The 23726-nt window shown below is 71.6% G+C and carries 16 protein-coding genes; 11 read left to right on the forward strand and 5 right to left on the reverse strand.

The features are described 5' to 3' along the window. Window positions 1-4: 4 nt before the first annotated feature. From IH26_RS0141435 to IH26_RS0141465, 7 genes are all read left to right on the forward strand, one after another. Window positions 5-2152, forward strand: a complete 2148-nt coding sequence (locus tag IH26_RS0141435; RefSeq protein ID WP_030441771.1) for a carbohydrate-binding protein — start codon at window positions 5-7, stop codon at window positions 2150-2152. Window positions 2153-2320: 168 nt separating this feature from the next. Beyond that, window positions 2321-4399, forward strand: coding sequence for a glycoside hydrolase family 36 protein (locus IH26_RS0141440; RefSeq protein WP_245665913.1), 2079 nt, complete (start codon window positions 2321-2323; stop codon window positions 4397-4399). Then, window positions 4396-5706, forward strand: a complete 1311-nt coding sequence (locus IH26_RS0141445) for an ABC transporter substrate-binding protein (RefSeq protein WP_030441773.1) — start codon at window positions 4396-4398, stop codon at window positions 5704-5706. Before IH26_RS0141440 ends, IH26_RS0141445 begins: the two co-directional genes overlap by 4 nt. 4 nt (window positions 5707-5710) lie before the next feature. Next, window positions 5711-6634 carry a carbohydrate ABC transporter permease gene (locus IH26_RS0141450; RefSeq protein WP_084599541.1) on the forward strand — a complete coding sequence of 308 codons (924 nt, stop codon included), beginning with the start codon at window positions 5711-5713 and terminating at the stop codon, window positions 6632-6634. Next, window positions 6631-7458, forward strand: coding sequence for a carbohydrate ABC transporter permease (locus IH26_RS0141455; RefSeq protein WP_030441775.1), 828 nt, complete (start codon window positions 6631-6633; stop codon window positions 7456-7458). The genes IH26_RS0141450 and IH26_RS0141455 overlap by 4 nt, the downstream gene beginning before the upstream one ends. Window positions 7459-7530: 72 nt before the next feature. Then, window positions 7531-8520: an alpha/beta fold hydrolase gene (locus tag IH26_RS0141460; RefSeq protein ID WP_051809432.1), complete on the forward strand. Its 990-nt coding sequence runs from the start codon at window positions 7531-7533 to the stop codon at window positions 8518-8520. 312 nt (window positions 8521-8832) lie between these two features. After that, the gene (locus IH26_RS0141465) at window positions 8833-11871 is read left to right on the forward strand and encodes a choice-of-anchor D domain-containing protein (protein ID WP_211268854.1); all 3039 of its coding nucleotides are present in this window, start codon (window positions 8833-8835) and stop codon (window positions 11869-11871) included. Between the two features lie 101 nt (window positions 11872-11972). Here the strand turns inward: IH26_RS0141465 and IH26_RS0141470 are convergent, their stop codons facing one another. Further along, window positions 11973-13676 (reverse strand): MFS transporter, encoded by a 1704-nt coding sequence (locus tag IH26_RS0141470; RefSeq protein ID WP_084599543.1) that lies wholly within the window; start codon window positions 13674-13676, stop codon window positions 11973-11975. A 106-nt stretch (window positions 13677-13782) separates the two neighbouring features. Then, a complete protein-coding gene (locus IH26_RS0141475; RefSeq protein ID WP_030441779.1) occupies window positions 13783-14226 on the reverse strand; it encodes a MarR family winged helix-turn-helix transcriptional regulator in 444 nt (147 codons plus the stop codon). Window positions 14227-14383: 157 nt separating this feature from the next. On the opposite strand from IH26_RS0141475, the gene IH26_RS0141480 reads away from it, so the two are divergent. Further along, complete coding sequence (locus tag IH26_RS0141480) at window positions 14384-15043, forward strand: glycoside hydrolase family 75 protein (RefSeq protein WP_030441780.1); 660 nt, start codon at window positions 14384-14386, stop codon at window positions 15041-15043. Window positions 15044-15242: 199 nt separating this feature from the next. Further along, window positions 15243-17081 carry a glycoside hydrolase family 9 protein gene (locus IH26_RS0141485; RefSeq protein WP_245665914.1) on the forward strand — a complete coding sequence of 613 codons (1839 nt, stop codon included), beginning with the start codon at window positions 15243-15245 and terminating at the stop codon, window positions 17079-17081. Window positions 17082-17122: 41 nt separating this feature from the next. Here the strand turns inward: IH26_RS0141485 and IH26_RS0141490 are convergent, their stop codons facing one another. Then, window positions 17123-20140, reverse strand: coding sequence for an AfsR/SARP family transcriptional regulator (locus IH26_RS0141490; RefSeq protein ID WP_030441782.1), 3018 nt, complete (start codon window positions 20138-20140; stop codon window positions 17123-17125). Window positions 20141-20198: 58 nt separating this feature from the next. On the opposite strand from IH26_RS0141490, the gene IH26_RS58865 reads away from it, so the two are divergent. Continuing rightward, window positions 20199-21038: a DUF1266 domain-containing protein gene (locus IH26_RS58865; protein ID WP_084599545.1), complete on the forward strand. Its 840-nt coding sequence runs from the start codon at window positions 20199-20201 to the stop codon at window positions 21036-21038. Continuing rightward, window positions 21035-21901, forward strand: coding sequence for a hypothetical protein (locus IH26_RS0141500; protein WP_245665915.1), 867 nt, complete (start codon window positions 21035-21037; stop codon window positions 21899-21901). Before IH26_RS58865 ends, IH26_RS0141500 begins: the two co-directional genes overlap by 4 nt. Window positions 21902-22248: 347 nt before the next feature. Here IH26_RS0141500 and IH26_RS0141510 read toward each other — a convergent pair whose 3' ends face one another. Continuing rightward, complete coding sequence (locus IH26_RS0141510) at window positions 22249-23067, reverse strand: SDR family NAD(P)-dependent oxidoreductase (protein ID WP_030441784.1); 819 nt, start codon at window positions 23065-23067, stop codon at window positions 22249-22251. Window positions 23068-23077: 10 nt separating this feature from the next. Beyond that, window positions 23078-23707: a TetR/AcrR family transcriptional regulator gene (locus tag IH26_RS0141515; protein ID WP_051809438.1), complete on the reverse strand. Its 630-nt coding sequence runs from the start codon at window positions 23705-23707 to the stop codon at window positions 23078-23080. Window positions 23708-23726 lie beyond the last annotated feature (19 nt).

Raw genomic sequence — 23726 nt, forward strand, 5'->3', positions numbered from 1 at the left:
GAAGATGAGAAGAAGGACGATTCCCGCCGCCCTCGCGGCGGCCGCCATCGCGGCCGTGCTCCCCGGCCTGCCCGCGCAGGCCGCCGCCTCGCAGCTGACCGTCGACCTCGCCGCCAGCACCGGCGCGCTGCGCTACGGCGCGACCGGCTTCCTGTACGGGCTCGGCGACGAGGGCATCCCCAACGAGACCATGCTGGCCGCGCTCAAGCCGCAGGTCACCGCCCAGAAGGCGCCCGACGGGCTGCAGCACCCGAACGGCGACGCCCTCAAGATCGCGCCGATGTTCAAGCGGGCCGGCGGCCGGGACATCCAGATCTACATGCAGGACATCTACCAGCAATGGCCGTACGAGAACAACGGCATCGCCGACTACCTCGCCAAGGTCGACACGATGACCCGCAAGGTGGTCGCCGACCCGTACCGCAGCTCCTACGTCTACGTCCCGTTCAACGAACCCGACCAGCAGTGGTACGCCGGGAACGTCGCCGGCCTGGAAGCGGACTGGAAGACCGTGTTCCAGAAGATCCGCTCGATCGACTCCACGGCCCGCATCGCCGGCCCGAACTTCTCCTCGTACCGCTCGGCCGACGAGCGCTCGTTCCTCACCTACGCCCGGGACAACGGCGTGCTGCCGGACGTGACCACCTGGCACGAGCTGGGCAACGACTTCTTCACCAGCTGGCAGGACCACTACAACGACTACCGCTCGATCGAGTCGAGCCTCGGGATCAGCGCCCGGCCGATCACCATCAACGAGTACGGCCGCAGCTCCGGCGACCTCGGCGTGCCCGGCAACCTCGTCCAGTTCGTGGCGAAGTTCGAGGCCAGCAAGGTCGACGGCTGTCTCGCCTACTGGACGACCGCCGGCGGGCTGAACGACCTCGTCACCCATAACAACCAGGCGACCGGCGGCTGGTGGCTCTACAAGTGGTACGGCGAGCTGACCGGCAACACCGTGGCGGTCACCCCGCCCTCGGCGAGCGGCTCGCTGCAGGGCCTGGCCGCGTACGACTCGGCCAAGCACCAGGCGCGGGTCATCTTCGGCGGCAACAACCCGGCCAGCGGCACCTACGACACCAACGTCGTGGTCAAGGGCATCGGCGCGATCGGCGGCACGGTGCACGCCACGATCTGGGGCATCGACAACACCGGACTGAACGCCTCTCCCGGGCCCTACGTCGTCAGCGAGGGCGACTACACCGCCGGCGGCGGGCAGATCACCGTCCCGCTGACCGGCCTCAAGGGGGCTTCCGCGTACGAAATAATCGTCACGCCCAACAGCGACCTGACGACGGCCTCGGCCACCCGCTACGAGGCGGAGTATGCCGCCATCGGCGGCACTGCCAAGATCACCTACGGCAGCAACACCGGCTACTCCGGGACCTACTTCGTCGAGGGGTACGGGGCGAGCACGACCGCGAGCACCAAGTTCGTCGTCACCGCGCCGAGCGACGGCTACTACAACCTGAGCCTGCGCTACTCGGCCGGCCCCTACACCGGCGCGCCCACCGACCGGTCGATCAAGCTGCGGCTCAACGGCAGCGACCTGGCCACCGTGGCGCTGCCCGGGACCGCCGACTGGAACACCTGGAACACCGTCACCACCAAGGTCTACCTGCCGGCCGGCATCAGCCGGGTCGAGTACAACGCCTATGCCACCGACGACCGGGACGCGGTGAACCTCGACTACCTGGACGTCGCCGCGAGCAGCGGGACGGTCTCGGCGTACGAAGGCGAAAGCTCGGCCAACACGCGCGGCGGAACCGCCGTGGTGGTCTCCGACAGCGCGGCGTCGGGCGGCAAGTACGTCGGCTGGGTCGGCGCCGGCGCGGCCAACACGCTGCGGTTCAACGGGGTGACCGCGGCGACGGCCGGGCGCTACCGGATGGTGGTCAGCTACGCCAACGGCGAGCTGGGCGCGGGCGCCACCAACTACAACAGCAACATCGTCGACCGGTACGCCGAGATCAGCGTCAACGGCGGGACCGTGCAGAAGGTCTTCTTCCGCAACACGCTCGGCTGGTCGAACTACTGGACCACGGTGGTCGACGTGGACCTGGCCGCCGGCGCCAACACGATCACGTTCGGCAACTCCTCCAGCGGTTACGCGCCGAACATCGACCGGATCCAGATCGCCGCACCGCTCGGCTGACCGGCTTTTCTCTCGCTCCGCAAGATACTCGCCCGGCGAGTATCTCGCCCAGCGAGCATCTAGCCCAGCGAGTATCTAGCCCGGCGAGTATCTAGCCGGGCGAGTATCTAGCTCAGCGAGTATCTCGCCCGGCGAGTATCTAGCGCAGCGTAAGAACAGGAGCATTCGTTGAACTCAGCAGGCACCGGGCTGGTGTGGGGCCACTCGGCTCTCCAGCTGGTCATCACCGCGCCGGACGACGGGCCCGCCACCCTGCGGACCTTCGCCGGCGAGGAAGCGGCCGAGGGCCGGCCGCCCGAGGGCCAGCCGCTCGTGGAGATCCTCACCGCCCAGGCGGGCCGCGGTCACGTCTCGCACCGCTTCTCGGAGACGGTGGCCGGCCGCCGCCTGCGGCTGACCGGCAGCGAGCGCTCGCTCGACGGCCGGTGGCACGAGCTGCGCGTCCGGCTGGCCGACGACAGCGGGCTGGGCGCGGAGGTGCTGTTCCGCTCCGCGGACGGCGTCCCCGCGATCCAGGCCGTGACCACCGTGACCAACCACGGCGCCGAGCCGGTCCTGCTGCTCGGCGTCACCTCGCTGGCGGTCGGCCTGGCCGGGCACCCGGTCGACGACCTCGACCTGCTCGCTGCGGACAGCGAGTGGCTCGGCGAGTCCCGCTGGAGCCGGCACCCGCTGCGCGGCCTGGTCCCCGACGTCAACCTGCGCCTGCACGGGCAGCACGGCCGGGGTCGGTACGCCCAGCGCAGCACCGGCACCTGGTCCACCGGCACCCACCTGCCGGTCGCCGGCCTGGTCGACCGGCGCGGCGGGCACGGGTGGCTGTGGCAGATCGAGCACAACGGGCCGTGGCGCTGGGAGGTGGGCGAGCGGCTCGACGACGCGTACGTCGCGCTGCTCGGCCCCACCGACATCGACCACCAGTGGAGCCACGAGCTAGCGCCGGGCGAGTCCTTCCGTACGGTGCCGGTGTCCCTCGCCGTCTCCCGGGCCGGCCTGCCCGGCGCGGCGGCCGCGCTCACCGCGCACCGGCGGGCCCTGCGCCGGCCGCACCCGGACCGCGCGAGCCTGCCGGTGGTCTTCAACGACTACATGAACACGCTGATGGGCGACCCGACCACGGCGAAGCTGCTGCCGCTGATCGACGCGGCCGCGGACGCCGGCGCCGAGGTCTTCTGCATCGACGCCGGCTGGTACGACAACGGCACCGCGTGGTGGGACAGCGTCGGCGAGTGGCAGCCGTCGCAGACCCGCTTCCCGCGCGGCCTCGAGGAGGTCCTCGCCCGGATCCGCGAGCGGAGCATGGTCGCCGGCCTGTGGCTGGAGCCGGAGGTGATCGGCGTCCGCAGCCCGATGGCCGACAAGCTGCCGGACGAGGCGTTCCTGCAGCGCGGCGGGGTCCGCCTGGTCGAGCACGGCCGATACCACCTGGACCTGCGGCACCCGGCCGCGGTCGAGCACCTGGACGACGTGGTGAACCGCCTCGTCGAGGAGCTCGGCGTCGGCTACCTGAAGCTGGACTACAACATCGACCCGGGCGCCGGCACCGACCTCTCCGCGAGAAGCGTCGGCGCCGGGTTGCTGGGGCACAACCGGGCCCACCTGGAGTGGCTCGACCGGGTACTGGACCGGCACCCGGAGCTGATCCTGGAGAACTGCGCCTCGGGCGGGATGCGCGCCGACTACGCGCTGCTCGCCCGGATGCAGCTGCAGTCGACCAGCGACCAGCAGGACCACCGGCTCTACCCGCCGATCGCGGTGGCCGCGCCGCTGTCCATCGCGCCCGAGCAGGCGGCCAGCTGGGCGTACCCGCAGCCGGACATGTCGGACGAGGAGATCGCGCACACGCTGTGCACCGGTCTGCTCGGCCGGCTCTACCTCTCCGGCCACCTCGACCGGATGCGCCCGGCGCAGCGGCACGCCGTTCGCGATGCCGTACGCGCGTATCGCGAGATCCGCTCGGAGCTGAGAACGGCCGTCCCGGAATGGCCACTCGGCCTGCCTGGCTGGGACGACGGCTGGCTGGCCCTCGCCCTGCGCACCCCGGACGTGACCTACCTCGGGCTGTGGCGGCGGCCCGGCGCGGCCCGCACGGTCACCCTGCCGATCGACACGACCAGCATCGACGTCCTTTACCCCCGGCACCTGCCGGCCTGGGAAGTGAGCGACGCCGGAGCCTTCACCAGCACCGGCAACGAGCCGTATTCCGCCCGTATTTTCCGTATTCATAACTCGAAGGGACAAAAATGAAACGTGTGATCAGCGTCGCCGTTGCCGCCCTCCTGCTGACCGCGAGCGCGGCCTGCAGCGACCCCGGCTCGACCACCACCACCGACAACAGCGCCACCACCTGGGCCGACCCGACCGCCAAGCTGGACGGCGTCAAGCTGACCATCTGGGCCGCGCAGAACAGCAACACCGTCCCGCAGAAGGTGATCGACGGCTTCCAGAAGGCCACCGGCGCCACCGTCCAGGTGGTGACCATCCCCGACCCGTACGAGCAGGGCGTGCAGACCAAGGTCGCCACCGGCGACAAGCCCGACCTCGCGTTCTGGCAGCCGACCGCGTCGATGCTGACCGCGATCAACGCCAAGACCAACCTCCAGCCGCTGACCGGCGCGCCCTGGCTGGACAAGATGGACCCGAAGCTGAAGGACCTCACCGGCCTGCTCGGCGACACCCGGTACGCCGCGCTGATCACCAGCCCGGCGGTCGAGGGCGTCTACTACAACAAGCAGGTCTTCGCGGCCAACGGGATCACCTCGACGCCGAAGAACTTCGACGACATGGTCACCCTGGCCCGGCAGCTCAAGGCCAAGGGCGTCACCCCGTTCTACGAGATGGGCGCCGACCGCTGGGCCACCCAGTGGTGGGTGCAGGTGCAGCTGGCCGACGCCGCCAAGGCCGGCCTGTGGGACCGGATCAACACCGGCAAGGAGAAGTTCACCGACCCGACCGTGCTCGGCGCGATCACCAGGTACCAGTCGCTGATCAAGGAGGGCCTGTTCAACAGCGACATCAAGACCGCCAAGTTCGAGGACCAGGGCGCCGCGCTGCTGAACGGCAAGACCGCGATGGTCGTGCAGGTCAACTCGTTCTTCGGCCAGCTGCAGGCGAAGGCGGACACCGCCACGCTGAACCAGAAGATCGGCTTCTTCCCGATCTCGCCGACCGGCAACATCGGCACCTCCATCCCCGACCAGTCGAACGCGCTGGTGGCCTTCAAGACCGGCGACGCCAAGCGGGAGGCGGCGGCGCGGCAGCTGCTCGCCTACTGGATGGGCCCGGGCTACCAGGACTTCATCACCGACCGCAACACCGTCTCGCTGGAGACCGCGGTGCCCAACCCGTCCGGCGTGCCGCAGGCGCTGCTCGACGTGCACGCGGCCGTCGGCAGCTCGGTCGGCTCGATGCAGTCGCTCGCGGTCGCCAACCCCGACCTCTACATCAACCTGGCCGACATGATCGCCGGCACGATGGACCCGCAGCAGGTCGCCAAGGCGACCCAGGATCAATTCGCCCAGCTCGCGAAGGCCGCCGGCGCCGCCGGTTTCTGACCCGATGACCTTGACAATCGATTTGCGTACGCCGGCCGGGGGACCAACCGCACAGCGGTCCGCCGGCCGGCGGCCCCGCATCGCGCGCAGCACCCATCCGATGTGGTTCCTGCTCCCCGCGTACGCCGTGCTGCTGTTGTTCTTCTTCGTGCCGACCGCGTTCAACTTCATCTACGCGTTCACCGACTGGTCGAGCTTCAAGGCCGCGATCAATCCGGTCGGCCTGGACAACTTCACCCAGCTGGCGTCCGACGGAACCCTGTTCCGCGCGCTGCGGATCACCGTGCTCTACGCCGTACTCGTCGCGATCTTTCAGAATCTCTTCGGTTTCGGTCTCGCGGTGCTGCTCGAGCGGGACACCGTGGTCAACCGGATCGCCCGGACGTTCTTCCTGATCCCGGTGCTGATGTCGGCGCTGGCCGTCGGCTACATCTTCCAGGCGCTGCTCAAGCCGTCCGGCGCGGTCGACCAGTTGTTCGGCATCCACTACGCGTGGCTGGCCGACACGCACTGGACGATCGTCGTGGTCGCGCTCATCCACGCGTGGAAGTGGATGGGCCTGTCCATGCTGATCTACCTGGCCGGGCTGAAGACCATTCCGGAGGACATCACCGAGGCGGCCCGGATCGACGGCGCCTCCCGGTGGCGGTCGTTCTGGCGGATCCGGGTGCCGATGCTGGCGCCGGCGGTCACCTTCAACGTCGCCACGGCGCTGCTCGGCTCGATGAACGGGTTCGACATCGTGCAGGCGACCACCGGGGGCGGACCTGCCCGTACCACCGAGATCTTGAACATCTTCATCTACCGGACCTTCGGCCAGGGCCTGTTCGCCCAGGCCACCACCATGAGCCTGGTGCTGTTCCTGCTGGTCGCGCTCATGGCGTTCCCGGTCATCTACGTGCTGCGCAAGAGGGAGGCCATCCTGTGAGCGACTCCCCGATCTGGCGCCGGCTGCAGCCGATCGTCACGGCCGCCCTCGTCGTCGTGCTGCTCGGGATCCCGTTGTGGCTGGTCGTGGCCACCGCCGGCAAGTCGCAGGGCGAGGCGATCCAGCCCGATCTCACCCCGCCCGGCCACTGGCAGCTGTGGGCGAACCTGCGGCAGGTGTGGACCGAGGGTCAGGTGCCGGGCGCGTTCCTCGGCAGCCTGATCATCGTGGTGCCGACCGTGGCGGGCGTGCTGATCCTCGGCTCGATGGCCGCCTGGGTGCTCGCCCGGCGCGCCTCGCGGGTCACGGCCGTCCTCTACGCCCTGGGCATCAGCGGCATCATCCTGCCGCCGGCCGTCATCACGGTGGTGCTCCTGCTGCGCCAGCTGGGCCTGGCCGGCACGGTGATCGGCATGATCGGCGTCTACATGGGCATCTACCTGTCCACGGTGATCTTCTTCGTCACCGGCTTCGTCCGCACCATCCCGGAGGCGCTCGAGGAGGCCGCCCAGATCGACGGCGCGTCCCCGTTCGCGGTGTTCCGCCGGATCGTGCTGCCGCTGCTGCGACCGGTGCTGGCCACCGCGACCATCCTGATCTGCCTGTACGTGTGGAACGACGTCTTCTACGCGTTCTTCGTCATCGGCGGGCGGGTCGACACGCTGCCGCTCAACCTGTTCCGGGTGGCCAGCGCCGGTCTCTACCTCAACAACTGGCACCTGATCTTCGCGTACGTGATCCTGATGAGCCTGCCCTTGATCGCCGTCTTCGCGGTGGCCCAGCGCCGCATCATCTCCGGCATCACCGGCGGCGCCGTGAAGTGACCGTCGGACGTCCAGGTGAGCGGCGGGGGAAGCAGTTACTGCGGTGAAACGTCGGTTCTCTAGGCTGCGCGGATGGACGAGCAGCGGACGATCGCGGTGCACGGGCACGCTCGCGCGTTCCGGATGCTGGGCACCGGCCCGACCGTCCTGCTGCTGCTGCACGGCATCGGCTCGCAGGGCGCCACCTGGGACAAGGTCGCGCCCGTGCTCGCCGAGCGGTACACCGTGATCGTGCCCGACCTGCTCGGGCACGGCCGGTCGGCGAAGCCGCGGGCGGACTACAGCATCGGCGGGTACGCCAACGGCATGCGGGATCTGCTCGGCGCGCTCGACATCGACCGGGTGACCGTGGTCGGCCACAGCTTCGGCGGCGGCGTGGCGATGCAGTTCGCCTACCAGTTCCCGGAGCGGACCGACCGGCTGGTGGTGGTCGCCGGCGGCGGGCTCGGCTCGCAGGTGAGCGTGGCGTTGCGGGCGTTGTCCCTGCCCGGCGCTTCGGTCGCTTTGGGGATCAGTCACCTGCCACCGTGCCGGCTGGCCCTCGGCGCGTTGCGTGCGGCCGCCGGCCTGGTCGCGCCGGCCGCGCTCGCCGCCGACCTCGACGAGGCGTACACCGTGCACACCGGGCTGCGTGATCCGGCCGCCCGGTCGGCGTTCCTGCATGTGCTGCGGCACGTCGTGGACTGGCGGGGACAGCTGATCACCATGCGGGACCGCGCCTACCTGGCCCAGGGCCTGCCGGCGCTGGTGGTCTGGGGCGACCGCGACCACGTGCTGCCCGCCGGCCAAGCCCGCGCCGCCGCCGAACTGATGCCCGGGGCGCGATCGGTGGTACTGCCCGGGGTCGGGCACTTCCCGCACCGGGAAGCACCCGAGGCATTCGTCCGCGCGGTGACCGACTTCGTCGAGGGAACCCGGCCGAAGCGCTGGGATGCCCGCCGCTGGCGGCACCTGCTGCAGAACCACTCCGCCATCACCCCGGCAACGTCCGTCGAGGACGAGCTTCAGAAGACCGGACAACGCGATCCGCTCGACGAGCCCGCGCGACGAACAAAACCCTGACCACGAGCCATCCCCGGCGTGTGCGGTAATCCGGATGTTCTGGCGGCCGGAGCAATTCCGTCCGGTCAAGCCGGTGGCGGAAAAGGGATTTCCGCTATCGGCTTGTGACGATGTTGTGTCGGGTTCGTCACTGCGGAGTTCTCTCCATGTCTCTTTGTCCGCCCGGCTTTCGGGATCGGTCGGCGCGTGTAAATATCTCCAGGCTTGGATAGCGCCCAAGGATGGAGTTCGCTGGTGTTCGGGAATATGTCGGGGCGGGGCCGGCCACTGGTGGCAGCCGCGGTGGCGGTAGGTCTGGGCGTATCCGGAGCGGTGGTTCTCGCACGGGCGGCGTCGGCGGACAACACAACGGTTTCGTACGACACGTTGCGCACCGGATGGGATCCCAACGAGGCAGGTCTCGCACCGTCCAATGTGTCGGCCGCCGATTTCGGGCAGCTGTATGCCACCCAGCTGGAAGGGCAGATCTACGCCCAGCCGGTGATCGCGAAGTCCACGTTGCTGGCCGTGACGGAGAACGACAAGGTGTACGGCCTCAACCCGGTGACCGGGGCGATTGTCTGGTCGCGGGATGTCGGGCCGTTCTGGCCCGCGTCGGCGATCGGGTGCGGCGACCTGGTGCCCAACATCGGGATCACCTCCACCCCGGTCTACGACCCGGGCAGCGGTACCGCCTATTTCACGGCGAAGGTCAACGACGGCGCGGACGTCGACCATCCCCATTGGTACCTGCATGCCGTGGACATCACGACCGGTGCCGAGCGCACCGGTTTCCCGACGAGTATCGCCGGCAGCCCCAGCAACGACCCGTCGCACGCGTTCAATCCGAAGACCGCGATGCAGCGCCCCGGCCTGCTGCTGCTGGGCGGGGTCGTCTACGCCGGGTTCGGCAGCCACTGTGACTCCGGCCCCTACGTCGGCTATGTGGTCGGGGTGAACGCCTCCACCGGCCATCAGACCGCGATGTGGTCCACCGAGGCCGGCTCGTCCAATTCCGAGGCGGGGATCTGGCAGTCCGGTGGCGGCCTGGTCTCCGACGGCGCCGGGCAGATCATCTTCGCGACCGGCAACGGGGTGTCGCCGGCGCCCGGGCCGGGCCGGACCCCGCCGTCGACCCTCGCGGAGTCGGTGGTGCGGCTCGCGGTGAACACCGACGGCAGCCTGTCGGCGAAGGACTTCTTCAGCCCGGTGAACAACACCAACCTGGACACCAATGACATCGACCTCGGATCCGGTGGGCCGATGGGTCTGCCCGACGGGTTCGGCACCACCGCGTACCCGCACCTGCTCGTCCAGGTGGGCAAGGACGGCCGGGTGTTCCTGCTGAACCGCGACAACCTCGGCGGCGTGGGTCAGGGCGCCGGGGGTACCGACGCGGCGCTGCAGACCGCGGGCCCCTACAACGGGGTCTGGGGACATCCCGGCTTCTGGGGCGGCGACGGCGGCTACGTGTACACGATCGGCAACGCCGGTCACCTGACCGCGTTCAAGGTCGGCGTCTCCGGCAGTGGCCTGCCCAGCCTCACCGCCACCGGGAACAGCACCTCGACGTGGGGCTACACGTCCGGTTCGCCGGTGGTCACGTCGAGCGGGACGACATCCGGGTCGGCACTCGTGTGGGCGATCTACAGCACCGGTTCCAACGGCTCCGGCGGCCAGTTGCGCGCCTACGACGCGGTGCCCAGCAGCGGCATCCTGACCCAGCGGTACTCGGCGCCGATCGGCAACGCCAGCAAGTTCGCGGTACCCGCGACCGACGGCGGCCGCGTCTTCGTCGGCACCCGCGACGGCCTGATGTACGGCTTCGGGCGACCGACGACCGCGGCGCTGTCCGGGTCGCCGACCGACTTCGGCCCGGTGCCCGTCGGCAACACCGTCAGCAAGACGATCACGGTGACGGCGACGAAAACGGTGACGGTCACGGGGGTCAGCACCGATGCGCCGTTCGGCACCGGTGCGGTGACGCTGCCGGCGACCCTGTCGGCGGGGCAGACGCTGAGCGTCCCCACCACCTTCAAGCCGGCCGCCGCGGCGGCGGTGTCCGGCGCCCTGTCGTTCACCACGAATGCCGGCACGCTCGCGTTCGACCTGCACGGCACCGGCACCCAGCCCGGGATCGCCGCCACCCCGGCCGCGCTCGCGTTCGGGGAGGTACCGACCACCGGCAAGGTGACGCTGAACGTGAACATCACCAACACCGGCACCGGTACGACGACGATCACCGGCGCGTCCGGTCCCGCGGCGCCGTTCTCCAGCGGCTCCCTGCCCGCGGCCGGGTCCACGCTCGCGCCCGGCGCGTCGGTGTCCGTACCGGTCACCTTCGCCCCGACCGCCACCGGGTCGTTCACCAGCGGGGTCACCGTGACCTCCAGCACGGGTGCGGTCACGGTACCGGTCACCGGCACGGCGGTCGCCGGCGCACCGCAGTTGACCATCACGCCCGAGGATGTCGACTTCGGCACCGTGCCGGTCGGCACGACGGTCACCAAGACCTTCGACATCGCCGACACCGGCAACCTGTTGCTCACCATCACCAAGGCCGCCCCACCTACCGCGCCGTTCGGGGTGCCGACCCCGATCGCCGAGGGCCAGCAGCTGTCCCCCGGTGACGTCATCCACCAGACGGTCACGTTCACGCCGACCACGGCGGGCACCGCGACCGGCACCTACCTGATCACCGGCAACGACAACACCGGCGCACACACCGTCACCGTGCACGGTGTCGGTACCACGCCGGCCGGGGTGGCGGTCCCCGGTCCGGACGGCGGCGGCTGGAAGGCCAACGGTGTCGCGGTACAGTCCGGCGCATCGACCGTGCTGACCCCGGCAACGTCCAATGTGGCCGGTGATGTCGTCTACCCGGCCGCGGTCGACACGGCCGGCCTGCACGCGCGGTTCACCGCCCAGATCGGCGGCGGCACCGGCGGCGCCGACGGCCTGACCTTCAGCCTGCTCGACTCGACGAAGAACACGTCGAGCTCGTTGGGCAGCATCGGCGGCGCGCTCGGCTACGGCGGGCTGTCCGGTATCGCCGTCACCCTGGACACCTACAAGAACCCCAGTGACGCGGCCGCGAACGTGGTCGGCATCGCCACCGGAGCCACCGGCGGCGGCCACGACTCGCTCACCTACGTCGCCACCACGGTCGCGCCGACCTCGCTGCGGGCCGGTACCCACGTCGTGGACGTCAGCGTCACGGCGACCACGATCACGGTGACCCTGGACGGCGGTACCCCGCTCGTCGCGGCCGTCACCGTGCCGCCCAAGGCCCTGCTGGCCTTCACCGCGGCCTGCGGTGGCGGCAACGACGTGCACACCATCAGCGGCGCGAGCATCACCGTCAACCCGTAGGAGCACCTCGGGCGCGGCGCCAGGGCCGGCAGCACACGGTCGGCTGTCACCGAGCCGCGGGCTCGAGTCGGACCACGACTCGAGCCCGCCTCATGTTGCCGTCAGGCGTCCTGCAGCGACTCCCTGCTGATCATCGACTCGTGGGTGCCGCCGCGGAGGACCACCGCGGCCAGCAGCGCGGCCACCACCGCCGCCACCCCGCAGATCACATAACCGCGGGCGTACGCCGAGCCCAGCGCGTCGAAGGCCACCTCCTTCAGCGGGTTGAACGGGATCGACTTGCCGTCGACGACGATCGAGCCGGGGACCGCGTTCGCTCCGAGCGGGCCCGAGTTGACCGCCCCGACCGCGGCCTCGAGCGCCGGCTTCTGGGCGGCCGGGGCCTGGGCCGGCGCGGCGTTGAACGCGGCCAGCGCCTTGGCCAGGGCCGGGTTCGCGGCGACCTTCGCGGAGATGTCCGCGGCCGCCTGGCTCAGCGCGATGGCGCCGATGACCGCCGGGCCCAGCGTGAAGCCGAAGTCGCGCAGCAGGCTGGTGGAGCCGCTGGCCATGCCGGCCAGGTGGTTCGGCACGGTGTTGACGGTGACCGCGGTGATCGCGGTGAGGGAGAGCGCGAACCCGATCCCGACCACGACCAGCGGTGCCACCACCGGGCCGACGGACAGGTGCGACACCGGCACCGTGGCCAGCCAGAAGTCGCCTATCCCGACCAGGGCGAAGCCGATCCCGAGGGTCCAGCGCGGGTTGTACCGCTCCAGCACCCGGGCGGTGAACGGGACCATCAGCAGGGTCATGACGTTGAGCAGGACGAAGGCGATCGACGTACGCAAGGGGGTGAAACCCTGGATGGCCGAGAGCCGGATGCTGGTCGTGTACGCCGTGCCCAGGTAGGCGAACATGCCGATCACCGTGGCGATCGAGGCCACCAGGAACGCCCGGTTCGCGAACAGGTCGAGGCGCAGCAGCGGCGCCGGTGAGCGCCGCTCGGCCAGGATGAACAGGCCCAGGAAGACCACGGCCAGCACGAAGCCGGTCAGCACCGGGGGCGCCGTCCAGCCGCTGGTCGCCGCCTGGATCGTCGCGTAGAGCAGGGCGAAGACGGCGAGCGCGATGGTGATCTGGCCGGGCCAGTCCAGCGACCTGCCCTCCGGCGAGTAGGAGGTCTTGGCGACGAGGCTGACGCCGGTCGCGATCAGCGCCAGCACCATGACCGCCAGGAAGGCCCACCGCCAGCTGGCGTACGGGTCGCTGCCGAAGTGGTACTGGGCCAGCCAGCCGCCCAGCACCGGCGAGACGAAGCCGCCGGAGGCCAGCGCGGCCGCCCAGATCGAGATGGCCCGGGACCGGTCGCGGGCGGTGTGCGTGCCGGCCGCCACCATGGCCAGGGTCGTCGGGAAGATGGCCGCCGCGCCCACGCCCGCGATGATCTGCCCGGTGAACAGCACGAGCACGCGCGTACCGGTCGATGATCCCGAACCCGGGGTGAGGAAGCCGATCAGCTGGCCGACCACCAGCAGGACGGTGCCGCCGACCAGGAGGCGCTTGCGGCCGAACAGGTCGCCGAGGACCCCGAAGGTGAGTTCGAGCAGGGCGACCGGCACCAGGAACGCGTCGGAGATCCAGGTGAGCTGGGTCGCGCTGGTGCCCAGGTCCTGCTGGAAGAGGCCGTTGAGGACGGCGGGGATGGCGAGCGCGACCTGGGCGACACAGACGGCTACGCATGCGGCTATCAGGGTCCCGCGGCTCAGCCCGTGCGGCTGTGATCCGGGCGGACCGGCGGTGACCTGCGGTTTGAGAGATGTCATCGGCGTGGCTCCTGTTCCAAAAGCCAGAGGTGATGACCGTGGAGCCTGTCACCCCGTACGCTCGATGTACAGGTTTCCTGATGATTTTTATCAGGTTTCCTGATGTTTACTCGGGAGCGTTGCCCACCGGCCGCTCCAGGGCGGCGCGGCACGACAGCAGACTCGACCGCAGGTCGGCCGCCTGCGCGGCGGTCAGATCGGAGAGCATCAGCGCCTCGAGCGCCTCGACCGGCCCCTGGAACCGGTCCAGCAGGGCCTCGCCGCCGGGCGTGAGGGCGAGCACGAGCCGCCGCCGGTCCGCCGGATCGCGGTGCCGCTCGATCAGCTCCCGGCCGAGCAGCGCGCTGACGATGTCGGCCATGGCCTGCGCCGTCACGAACGAGTTCCGGGCCAGCTGCGCCGAGGTCAGGCTGGCCGGATGCCGCTGCAGCACGGTCAGCGCCGTGTACTGGGTGGTGGTCAGCCCGCCCGGGCGGAGCAGGTCGTCGAGCCGCGACCGCACCGCGAGCTCGACCCGCTTCACGAGGTACAGCAGCGTCGTGTCGGACATGCGGTCCAGCTTCGCAGACGTCGACCCGGCAATTTTAATCGATGGCCCCCGATGCCTTGCGCGGTTCGCCGGACATCGATACCGTGCCCTTCACCGGACTGTTCGGCAAGTTAACTAACATATCCGCCCCGGGCATCCCTTTGCCCTAGGAGGCCACGTGAAACGTCAGCTCGTCACCGCATTCGCCGCGCTCGGACTGGTGCCGGCGATCCTCACCGCCTCGCCCGCGCAGGCGGCCGGCCCCTCCGCGGCCCAGCTGCTGGCGAAGGTCAGCTCCTGCACGGTCGTCTCGCACGGCAAGTACGCCACCGACGACGGCGAGTCGTCGACCGTCAACATCTGCAAGAAGGGCTCGGCGTTCTTCTGGAAGGCCGACATGGACATCGACTGCGACGGCGTACGCACCTCGAACTGCAACGAGAACACCGATCCCTGGTACCAGAACCAGACCTCGTTCGAGACGTCCGCCGGCAAGTCGTTCCAGGCCGACAAGACGCACTACTTCGTGATCCCGCTGCCCAGCTCCCGGTTCAGCTACTCGAGCAACGGCATCAAGCCCGGCAGCGTGGCGGCGATCATCTACCACAACAAGGTCGTCTACGCCGTCTTCGCCGACGAGGGCCCGAGCAACATCATCGGCGAGGCTTCGTACGCGACCGCGAAGGCGCTCGGCATCGACTCCAACCCGGAGACCGGGGGCGTCGACTCCGGCGTGACCTACATCGTCTTCCCGGGCAAGGTGCCGAGCCCGGTCGAGTCGAACAGCGCGATCGACAGCAAGGGCGCCAGCGCCGCGACGGCGTTCGTCAACAGCTGAACACCCGGGGGCCCGGGGCGCGCGCCACAAGCCGCGCCCCGGCTGGCCCCGCGGGGGCCCGGGTTCTCCGCGCCGTCCGTAGGACCAGGCGCCGGCAACGGCACAGCAAACGCGAAGGAATCTCTTGACCCTGTGGTACGACAGTCGTACGGTCTGCCCCTAGGTCTGTTAAATAGTCTTCCTATTGCGGAGTGGCCTCGTGTTCAAACTGGTCATGAGCCTGGTCCTGGTGGCGACCCCGGCGGCCGCCGCGCCCCCGGCCCACCCCGATGTGCACGGCGTCATCCGCGTCGATCAGGCCGGATACGCGCCGGGCGAGCACAAGCAGGCGTACCTGATGACCACAGCGAAGGCCGCGGGCCTGCGCTTCACGGTCGTCGACGCCAAGGGCCACCCGGTGCTCGCCGGGAAGGTGGCCGCGACCAGCCGCGGCGCCTGGAACGCCGGCTACCCCGCCATCTACCCGATCGACCTCAGCCGGCTCAACCACCCCGGCACGTACCGGATCAAGGTCGGCGACCTGGTGTCGCCCGGCTTCCCGGTGCGATCGGCCGCCGCGATCTACGGCGAGGTGGTCCGCGACGGGGCGAGCTTCTTCCACACCCAGCGCGACACCGCACACCGCAATGACAAAACCGCTTCGGTGTACGCGACGCCGCACTTCGCCGAGGAGGACGTCATCGCCGACGCCGACCTGACCCGGATCGGCGGCCCGGTCGACGTGGCCGGGGGCTGGTTCGACGCCGGCGACTACCTGAAGTTCACGCACACCACCGCGTACGGCGCGATCACCCTGCTCGCCGCCGCCCGCGCGATGGGCCCCGCCACCCCGCCCGCGCTGCGCGACGAGGCCCGGCAGGGCGTCGACTGGCTCGGCAAGGCCTGGGACCAGCGCACCCGGACGCTGCTCCTGCAGGTCGGCATCGGCTCGGGCAACGAGGCCGGCACCTTCACCGGCGACCACGACCTGTGGCGCCTGCCGGCCGCCGACGACCGCGACACCGACCACGCCGACCGGTACGCCGCCGCGCACCGCCCGGTCTTCGAGGCCGCCGCGCCGGGCGCGCTGATCAGCCCCAACCTGGCCGGCCGGGTCGCCGCCGCCTTCGCCCTCGCGGCCCAGCAGGACGCCGCCCGCTATCCCGACCGCGCCCGCGCCGAACTGCGCGCCGCTACCTCGCTCTACGCCCGCGCCGCCGTCAAGAGCCCGCCGAAACCGCTGGTCACCGCGCTGCCCAACGAGTTCTACCCGGAGAGCACCTGGCACGACGACATGGAACTCGGCGGCGCCGAGATCGCCCTGGCCCTGCACCGGCTGGGCCTGCCCGGCGCCCGCGCCTACGTCAGGGACGCCGCCGGCTACGCGAAGGGCTACCTGGCTTCGGAGACTGGCGACACCCTCAACCTGTACGACGTGAGCGCCCTCGCGCACGCCGACCTGCGCACCGCGATCCGGTGGACGGGTGGCCCGGGCGGATTGGCGGCCGGCCCCGACCGGCTGGTCGCCGACCTGCGCCGGCAGGTGCGCACCGGCGCCGATCGGGCGGCCAAGGACGTGTTCCACGCCGGCGGTGTCTACACCGACTTCGATGTGGACTCGCACACCTTCGGGCTGCTGGCCACCGAGGCGATGTACCGGACGGCGAGCGGCGACACCCGGTACGCCGGCTTCGCCACCCAGCAGCGCGACTGGCTGCTCGGCGCGAACGCCTGGGGTGCCAGCTTCATGATCGGGGTGGGCTCGACCTTCCCGCGCTGCCCACAGCACCAGATCGCCAACCTGACCGGCCGCTCCCTGATCGGCGCGGTGGTGAACGGCCCGAACGACCCGTCGCTGTTCGCCGACGGGCTCGGCGACTACCTGGACGCCATGGTGAAATGCCCGGCCGCCGGGAGCGACCGGTTCGGGGCGTTCAACGGGCACGGCAGCCGCTTCGTCGACGACGTACGCGCCTGGCAGACCGACGAGCCGGCGCTGGACATGACCGGCAGCGCGATCCTCGGCGCCGCCCTCCAGTCGGCGGCCGCCAGCAGGTAGCTGGTGTCTACGTAGATGCCATCTACGTAGACACCGGCTACCTATGCGCCGCGGCGGGCCTCGGGCACGTCGAGGTCGGTGTAGATCGCCATCGCGAGGTCGTCGTGCGCGCGGTCGCCGGTCGCGGCGGCCAGGCCGTCGTGCGAGCGGGCCTCCTCGTGCCGGTCCCCCGTCTCCCGGGCCAGTTCCAGCGCCGCCGCGTGCCGGCTCGCCGCCTCGTCGAGCCGGTCCATCGCCCGCAGCGTCTCCCCCAGGCCGTTCAACGCCTGGATCTCCAGGCTGCGGTCGCCGATCTCGCCGGCGATCGCCAGCGCCTCGGTCAGGTCCGCCAGGCTCTGGTCGTGATGGCCGAGCGCCCGGTGGATCACCCCGCGGTCGCTGAGCGTCGCCGCCTCGTCGGCCCGCTCGCCGCTGCGCCGTTGCAGCGCCAGGGCCCGGTCGCAGTGCTCGATCGCCGCGTCGTGCCGGCCCAGGCTGCTCAGCACGTTGCCGAGGCTGGTCAGGTTGTGCGCCACCCAGCCCGGGTCGCCGATCTCCTCGTGGATGACCATCGCGCGGCTCAGGTGGTCGAGCGCCTCGTCGTACCGGCCGAGCCGCCACAGCGCGTTCCCCGCGTTGCACAGCGCGCCGCCCTCGTGCCTCCGGTCGCCGTGCGCGCGGTAGATGGCCAGCGCCTCCCGGCACCGCGACAGCACCTCGCGGTACCGGCCGCGGCGCTCCTCGATCACGCCGATGTTGTTGAGCGCGGTCGCCTCCGCCACGGTGTCGCCCGCCGCCCGGTGGATCCGCACCGCCTGCCGGTAGAACGCGGTCGCGTCGTCGTACCGGCTGAGGCTGTAACAGGTCGCGCCGAGCGTCTCCAGCGCGTCGGCCTCGGCCACCGCGTCGCCGGACTCGCGGTGGATCGGCAGGGCACACCGCGAGTTCTCGTACGCGTCGTCATAGCGCCCGACCCGCCAGCACACCTTGGCGATGCTGTTGAGCGCGGTCCCCTCCCCGCGCCGGTCGCCGGCCTGCCGGGCGGCGGCCAGCGCGTGCCCGTGCACGGCGAGCGCGTCCACGTGGTGGGTGCCGGCGTCCAGGTAGTGCCGCAGCGTGACGGCCAGCCCCGTCGCGTGCTCCGACCGGCCCGACTCGGCGGCCAGCGCGACCGCGGCGACCAGGTTGACCCGCTCGGCGTCGAGCCAGCCGCGGGCCTCGGCGACGTCCGGGAACGGCGGCATCGCGGTGGGCGGGGCGGGCGGATGCGGGCGCTGGTGACTGGTCCGCGGCGAGTGCAGGTCGGCCGCGACCGAGGCGGTGTGCAGGTACTGGTCGAGCATCCGGCCGACCGCGTCGTGCCGGTCGGCGGGCGAGTCGGTGGCCAGCGCCATGGTGTGCGCATGGACGTGCAGCAGGTCGTGGAAGCGGTAGCGGCCGGGCGCCGGCTCCTGCACGAGGTGCGCGTTGAGCAGGTCGCCGAGCAGGGCCTCGGCGACGGCGGGCGGCAGGCCGGCCGCGGCGGCCGCCAGGTGCGCGTCGAAGTCCGCGCCGGGGGCGAGCCCGAGCAGCCGGAACAGTCGCTGCTGCGGGCCGGTGAGCTGGGCGTACGAGAGGGCCAGCGAGGCCGCGACGCTGCGGTCGCCGACGGCCAGCTCGGTGAGCGCGCGCCGCCGGTCGCGCAGCCGGTGGGCCAGGTGCCGGACCGTCCACGCGGGACGGGCGCGCAGCCGGGCGGCGGCGATCCGGATCGCCAGCGGCAGCCGGTCGCACAGCGCGACGACCTCGGCGACGTCGTCGCCGGCGGACAAGGCCCCGAGGATGCGGGCGAAGAGCGCCTCCGCCTCGGACGGGCCGAGCACGTCGAGCGAGACGACGCCGGTGCAGTCCAGGTCGGCGAGGCGGCGCCGGCTGGTGACCAGGGTCAGGCAGCCGGGGGCGCCGGGCAGCAGCGGGCGTACCTGGGCGGCGCTGGCGGCGTTGTCGAGCACCAGCAGCACCCGGCGCCCGGCCAGCTCGGCGCGCCAGCGGGCGGCCCGCTCGTCGAGGCCGGCCGGGATCTCGTCGCCGGCCCGGCCGAGGGCGCGCAGCAGCACGTCGAGGGCGGCGGCCGGGTCGTCCGGCGGCCGGCCCTCGCTGTGCGCGTGCAGGTCGAGGAAGAGCCGCCCGTCCGGGTAGCGGGCGGCGAGCCGGTGCGCGAGGTGCACGGCGAGCGTGGACTTGCCGACCCCGGCCATCCCGTCGACGGCCAGCACCACGGCGGCGGTGGGCGGCGCCGCGTCGAGGGCGGCCAGCAGGCGCCGCAGCTCGGGCTCGCGGCCGGTGAAGTCGGCGATGTCGCCGGGCAGGTCGTTGCGGCTGGTCCGCCGGCCGGGGCTGAGCGACGGGTCGCCGGCCAGGATCCGCTGGTGCATCGTGGCGAGGCCGGGGCCGGGCTCGACGCCCAGCTCCTCGACGAGCAGGGCGCGGGCCGTGGCGTACGTCCGCAAGGCCTCCGCCTGTCGATCGGCGCGGTAGAGAGCCAGCATGAGCAGCGCCCACAGCCGTTCCCGCAGCGGGTACTCCTTGACCAGCCGGCCGAGATCGGCGATCGCCTCGGTGTGCCGGCCGGCGTCGAGGTCGAGGCCGGCCCGCTGCTCGAGGGCGGCCAGGCGCTGCTCGGTGAGGCGCTGCCGGGCCACCTCGATCGCCTCGCCGGACAGGCCGCCGAGCGGTTCGCCACGCCACAGCGCCAGGGCGGCGGCCGGATCCGTCGCGGCCAGCCGCTCGAAGGCCGCGACGTCCGCCTGGGCCGGATCGATCCGCAGCTGGTACCCGGCGTCGGTGGAGACCAGGTCGCCGCCCAGCTCCAGCGCCTGGCGCAGCCGGCTCACGTACGTCTGCACCAGGTGTGTCACGCTCGGTGGGGGCTCGGCGCCCCAGACGGTCGCCACGATCCGGTCGACCGGGACCGGCCGGCCCGCCTCGAGCAGCAGCACGGCCAGCACGGTCTGTTGTTTGACGCCGCCGAGCGGGACCTCGTGGTCGCCGCGCCACGCGCGCAGCGGGCCGAGCAGCTCGAAACGCAACGGTCCGGGCACCGCGCGACTATAGCGGGATTCGAGCGAAGTGCGAGCGGCCCCGCCTACTCTCCCGCGCGTGCAAATTCCTGTCTACGTCTACCTTCTCGCGCCCGTGGTGATCGTCGCCTTCGTCGTGCAGCTCGTGCTCCGCGGTCGCTCGGCCGCCCGCAGCGCCCGCGGCATCACCCGCGCGCTGCGCAACGTCGTCGCCGCCGACAAGCAGCAGCCCACCACCGGCGAGCTGGCCACCGCGCTGGCCGTCGGCGCGCACATGTCGCTCAACCAGGGCGTCTCCTGGAACGTCCTCAAGGACGACGCGAACAGCGCCCAGAAGATCTACGCGAACCTGAAGAACCAGTGGGACGTCACCAGCCCCGCCGCGCTGCGCGAGTGCCTCGAGGGCCTGCTCGACGACGAGACCGGCGACCCGATCGCGGACTTCGTCCTCAAGGTCCGGCAGCCGGGAGCGGACGCGTGGCGGGCCACGGTCACCGAGGCCGCCCGCTCGCAGGGCGTCCCCGAGACGACCATCGCCGAGATGACCGCCACCGTCGACCGCGTGCTCCGCTACGAGGACCGCTTCCGCGCCGACGGCCTGCTGCCGCCGGAAGGACAGGTCAAGAGCCTGCTTGCGTACGACTGGGGCCGGGCCGTCAACATGGCCCGCTGGGGGTACAAGCTCCGCTGGATCAAAGAGCAGCAGGCCCAGGAGTACGTGCTGCGCGCCGCCAAGCAGGCCTTCGGCGTCTACGGCTCGTGGACGGACCTGTCGGCCGGCTACGCGCTGGGCCGGGTGCTGCGCTTCGACAACGACGAGTTCGACAGCTGGTACGCCACCATCCTGGAGGCGCACCAGGTCCTCACCACCGACCCGGCGAGCCCCTGGCTGACGCTCCCCTGGCCGGCGGGCCGGTGAATCATCGACGCCTCGTCGTCCTGGCGGCCGCCGTCGGCCTGATCCTGCTGGCGGCGGCCCTCCGGGAGCTGTACACCCGGTGGCGCCGCCGCCCGCCCCGCCCGCTGGACACCCCCCGCTACGCCGGGGTCGCGGCGTCCGCGGAGTACTCCTCGGCGCTCGCCCTGGGCGCGCTGGCGTCGGTCCGGGCCGGCGAGGTGCTCGACGCCGTCCAGTGCCGCCGCCCGCGCCGCGCCATCAAGCGGGAGTTGCGCCGGGCCGCCGAGCCGTACCGCCACTCGGTGCTCGGCGAGGAGGATATCGCCACCGCGGTCGGCCGCTGCGTCAACGACCTGCTCGGCCCGGCCGCCGAGACGGTCGGCGGCCACCTGGCCCGGGCCGAGGAGCTGATCCGGCACCGCGGCCGCGGCGGCCCCGACCTGTGGCACCACGCCATCGACGAGTGGGCGGCCCGCGCGGCCCTTCCGCCGGAAGCCGTGGCCGGCCTGCACGACACGGCCGACCAGATCGCGAACGCCGAGTCGGACCTCCGCGACGCGGGCATCCTCGGCGCCGGCGAGGTCGTGCCCAGCCTGCTGGCCTTCCACTGGGGACCCGGCGTCCACCTGGCCCGCGGCGCGATCCGGGCCGGCTGGCTGGACCGCACCCGAGGCCTCAACTACCTGCGCCGCGCCGGCGAACTGGCCCGCCTCTGGTACCCGACGCCCCGCACGCTGCTGGCCGCCCAGCTGCTGCCCGCCTACCTGACCGCCGACACGGCGACGATCCGCTGGGCCGAGCTCGTCGTACCGCCGCTGCTGACCGACCCCCGCAGCCCGCTCACCGACCCGGCCCCCACCCCGGACCAACCCGCCCAGGCGTAGCCGACGGCGCGCGCGTTCGTCGCCACCACAAGGACCGGCAGCTTCCCGACTTGGCCGACAAGCGGACACCGCCGGAAGCCGCAACCGTAGTCACCCGCACCGCGATCGGCCCTTCACGGATCTTGAAACGCACGCGTCCGCCGAGAACGGAAAAGCTCCACCCTTGCCCAGGCCCGGGCCACCGCGCCGCCCGCGATAACGGAAATATCAGGGCAGCGAATCGGGCGTGCTCTCACGAGGTGGACGCCGATGGGACCACTACCCAGCATCCGGGACCGCGCCCGCCAGGAGCGACGAGCGGCCCACCACGCAGGACAAAACCGCCCTCGGCGACGACAGCAAGGGCGTCAAGCTCCCGCTGTCCTGACCGGCCCGCGCCCGGAAGCCTCGCGCCGCCGGACCGTCCGCTCGGCGAGGCGCAACACCGCCCGGTGCGGCAGGAACCGCTGGCCGTTCGCCACCATCGCGTTGGCGCATCCGTCGACGACCGACGGACGGCCGTGGGCCAGGCCGCGCAGGGTGGTCGCGACGACCTGTTCGGGCGTGCGCCGCCTGCCGAACGAGGCCTCCTCGGCGCCGACGACGTCGAAGAAGGCGGTCTCGGTCGCCCCCGGGCAGATGGCGATGACCTCGACGCCCTGCGGCTTGGCCTCGCCCCACAGCGCCTCGGTGAACGACAGCACGAACGCCTTGCTCGCGGCGTAGACCGCCATGTGCGCGATCGGCTGGAAGGCGGCGGTGCTGGCGACGTTGACGACCGCGCCGCGCCGCCGGGCGGTCATCGCGGGCAGGAAACGGGTGGTGAGGTCCACGACGGCGGCGCAGTTGAGCTGGATCTGCGCCAGCAGCCGGGCCGGGTCGGCGTGCTCGACGTCACCGTGGGTGCCGAAGCCGGCGTTGTTGATCAGGACATCGACGGTACGGCCGAGCGCCGCCACCCGGCCGGCGAGGTCCTCGCCGGCCCCGGGACGGGCCAGGTCGATCGGCAGGACGTCCACGCGGACGCCGTGGGTCGCGGTGATCTCGGCGGCGAGCGACCGCAGCCGGTCCTCGCTGCGCGCGACCAGCACCAGGCCGGCGCCCTGGCGCGCGAGCTCGTGCGCGAAGGCCGTGCCGATGCCGCTCGACGCGCCGGTGATCAGAGCCGTCTCTCCAGCGAACTTCATGACCTGCTCCTCAAGAGTCTGCGGGTGGTAGCAGTCCGTGCTGGGCCAGGTCGAGCAGGACCCCGGCGCGCCGGGTGAACAGCCCGGACGCCTCCGACCCCGGATTCAGCACGTCGGTCAGGGTCTTCAGGCCGTCGAACGCGGCCACCAGGACCACGGCGACGGCGTGCGGATCCGGGCCCGGGCGGAAGTCGCCGTCGGCCTGGGCCCGCCGGACGATGTCGGCGACGAACTCCACCCACTCGGCCATCGGCTTGACGACCGCGTCGGCGGTGGCCGGGTCGGCCGCCATCTCCCGGGTCAGCCGGTTGATGCTCCAGGCGCCCGGCTCGGTGGCGAGCAGATCGAGCATGGCCGGCGGCAACGCCCGGAACTGCTCGAGCGCGCCGCCCGCCGCCAGCACCCGTTCGCTGACCTCATGCAGCCAGCGCTCCTGCTGGTCGCGCAGCACCGCGAGGGCCAGGGCCGACTTGGACGAGAAGTGGAAGTAGAAGGCGCCCTTGGTGAGCCCGCTGGCCACGATCAGGTCGCTCAAGCCGGTGCCCGTATAGCCCCGCTCGGCGAACACGCGGGCGGCCGTCTTCAGCAGGAAGGCGCGGGTGGCCTCCCCCTTGGCGGTGGCCGGCGTCGTCGGTGTCATGAGCCGAGACTAGAAACAT

The organism is Actinoplanes subtropicus (assembly GCF_000721705.1).
GTDB lineage: Bacteria > Actinomycetota > Actinomycetes > Mycobacteriales > Micromonosporaceae > Actinoplanes > Actinoplanes subtropicus.

What these genes read in the sequence shown, in the direction of transcription:
- IH26_RS0141435 (WP_030441771.1), top strand. Translation starts at nt 5, where the DNA reads ATGAGAAGAAGGACGATTCCCGCCGCCCTCGCGGCGGCCGCCATCGCG.
- IH26_RS0141445 (WP_030441773.1), top strand. Translation starts at nt 4,396, where the DNA reads ATGAAACGTGTGATCAGCGTCGCCGTTGCCGCCCTCCTGCTGACCGCG.
- IH26_RS0141450 (WP_084599541.1), top strand. Translation starts at nt 5,711, where the DNA reads ATGACCTTGACAATCGATTTGCGTACGCCGGCCGGGGGACCAACCGCA.
- IH26_RS0141460 (WP_051809432.1), top strand. Translation starts at nt 7,531, where the DNA reads ATGGACGAGCAGCGGACGATCGCGGTGCACGGGCACGCTCGCGCGTTC.
- IH26_RS0141470 (WP_084599543.1), bottom strand. Translation starts at nt 13,676, where the DNA reads ATGACATCTCTCAAACCGCAGGTCACCGCCGGTCCGCCCGGATCACAG.
- IH26_RS0141475 (WP_030441779.1), bottom strand. Translation starts at nt 14,226, where the DNA reads ATGTCCGACACGACGCTGCTGTACCTCGTGAAGCGGGTCGAGCTCGCG.
- IH26_RS0141510 (WP_030441784.1), bottom strand. Translation starts at nt 23,067, where the DNA reads ATGAAGTTCGCTGGAGAGACGGCTCTGATCACCGGCGCGTCGAGCGGC.
- IH26_RS0141515 (WP_051809438.1), bottom strand. Translation starts at nt 23,707, where the DNA reads ATGACACCGACGACGCCGGCCACCGCCAAGGGGGAGGCCACCCGCGCC.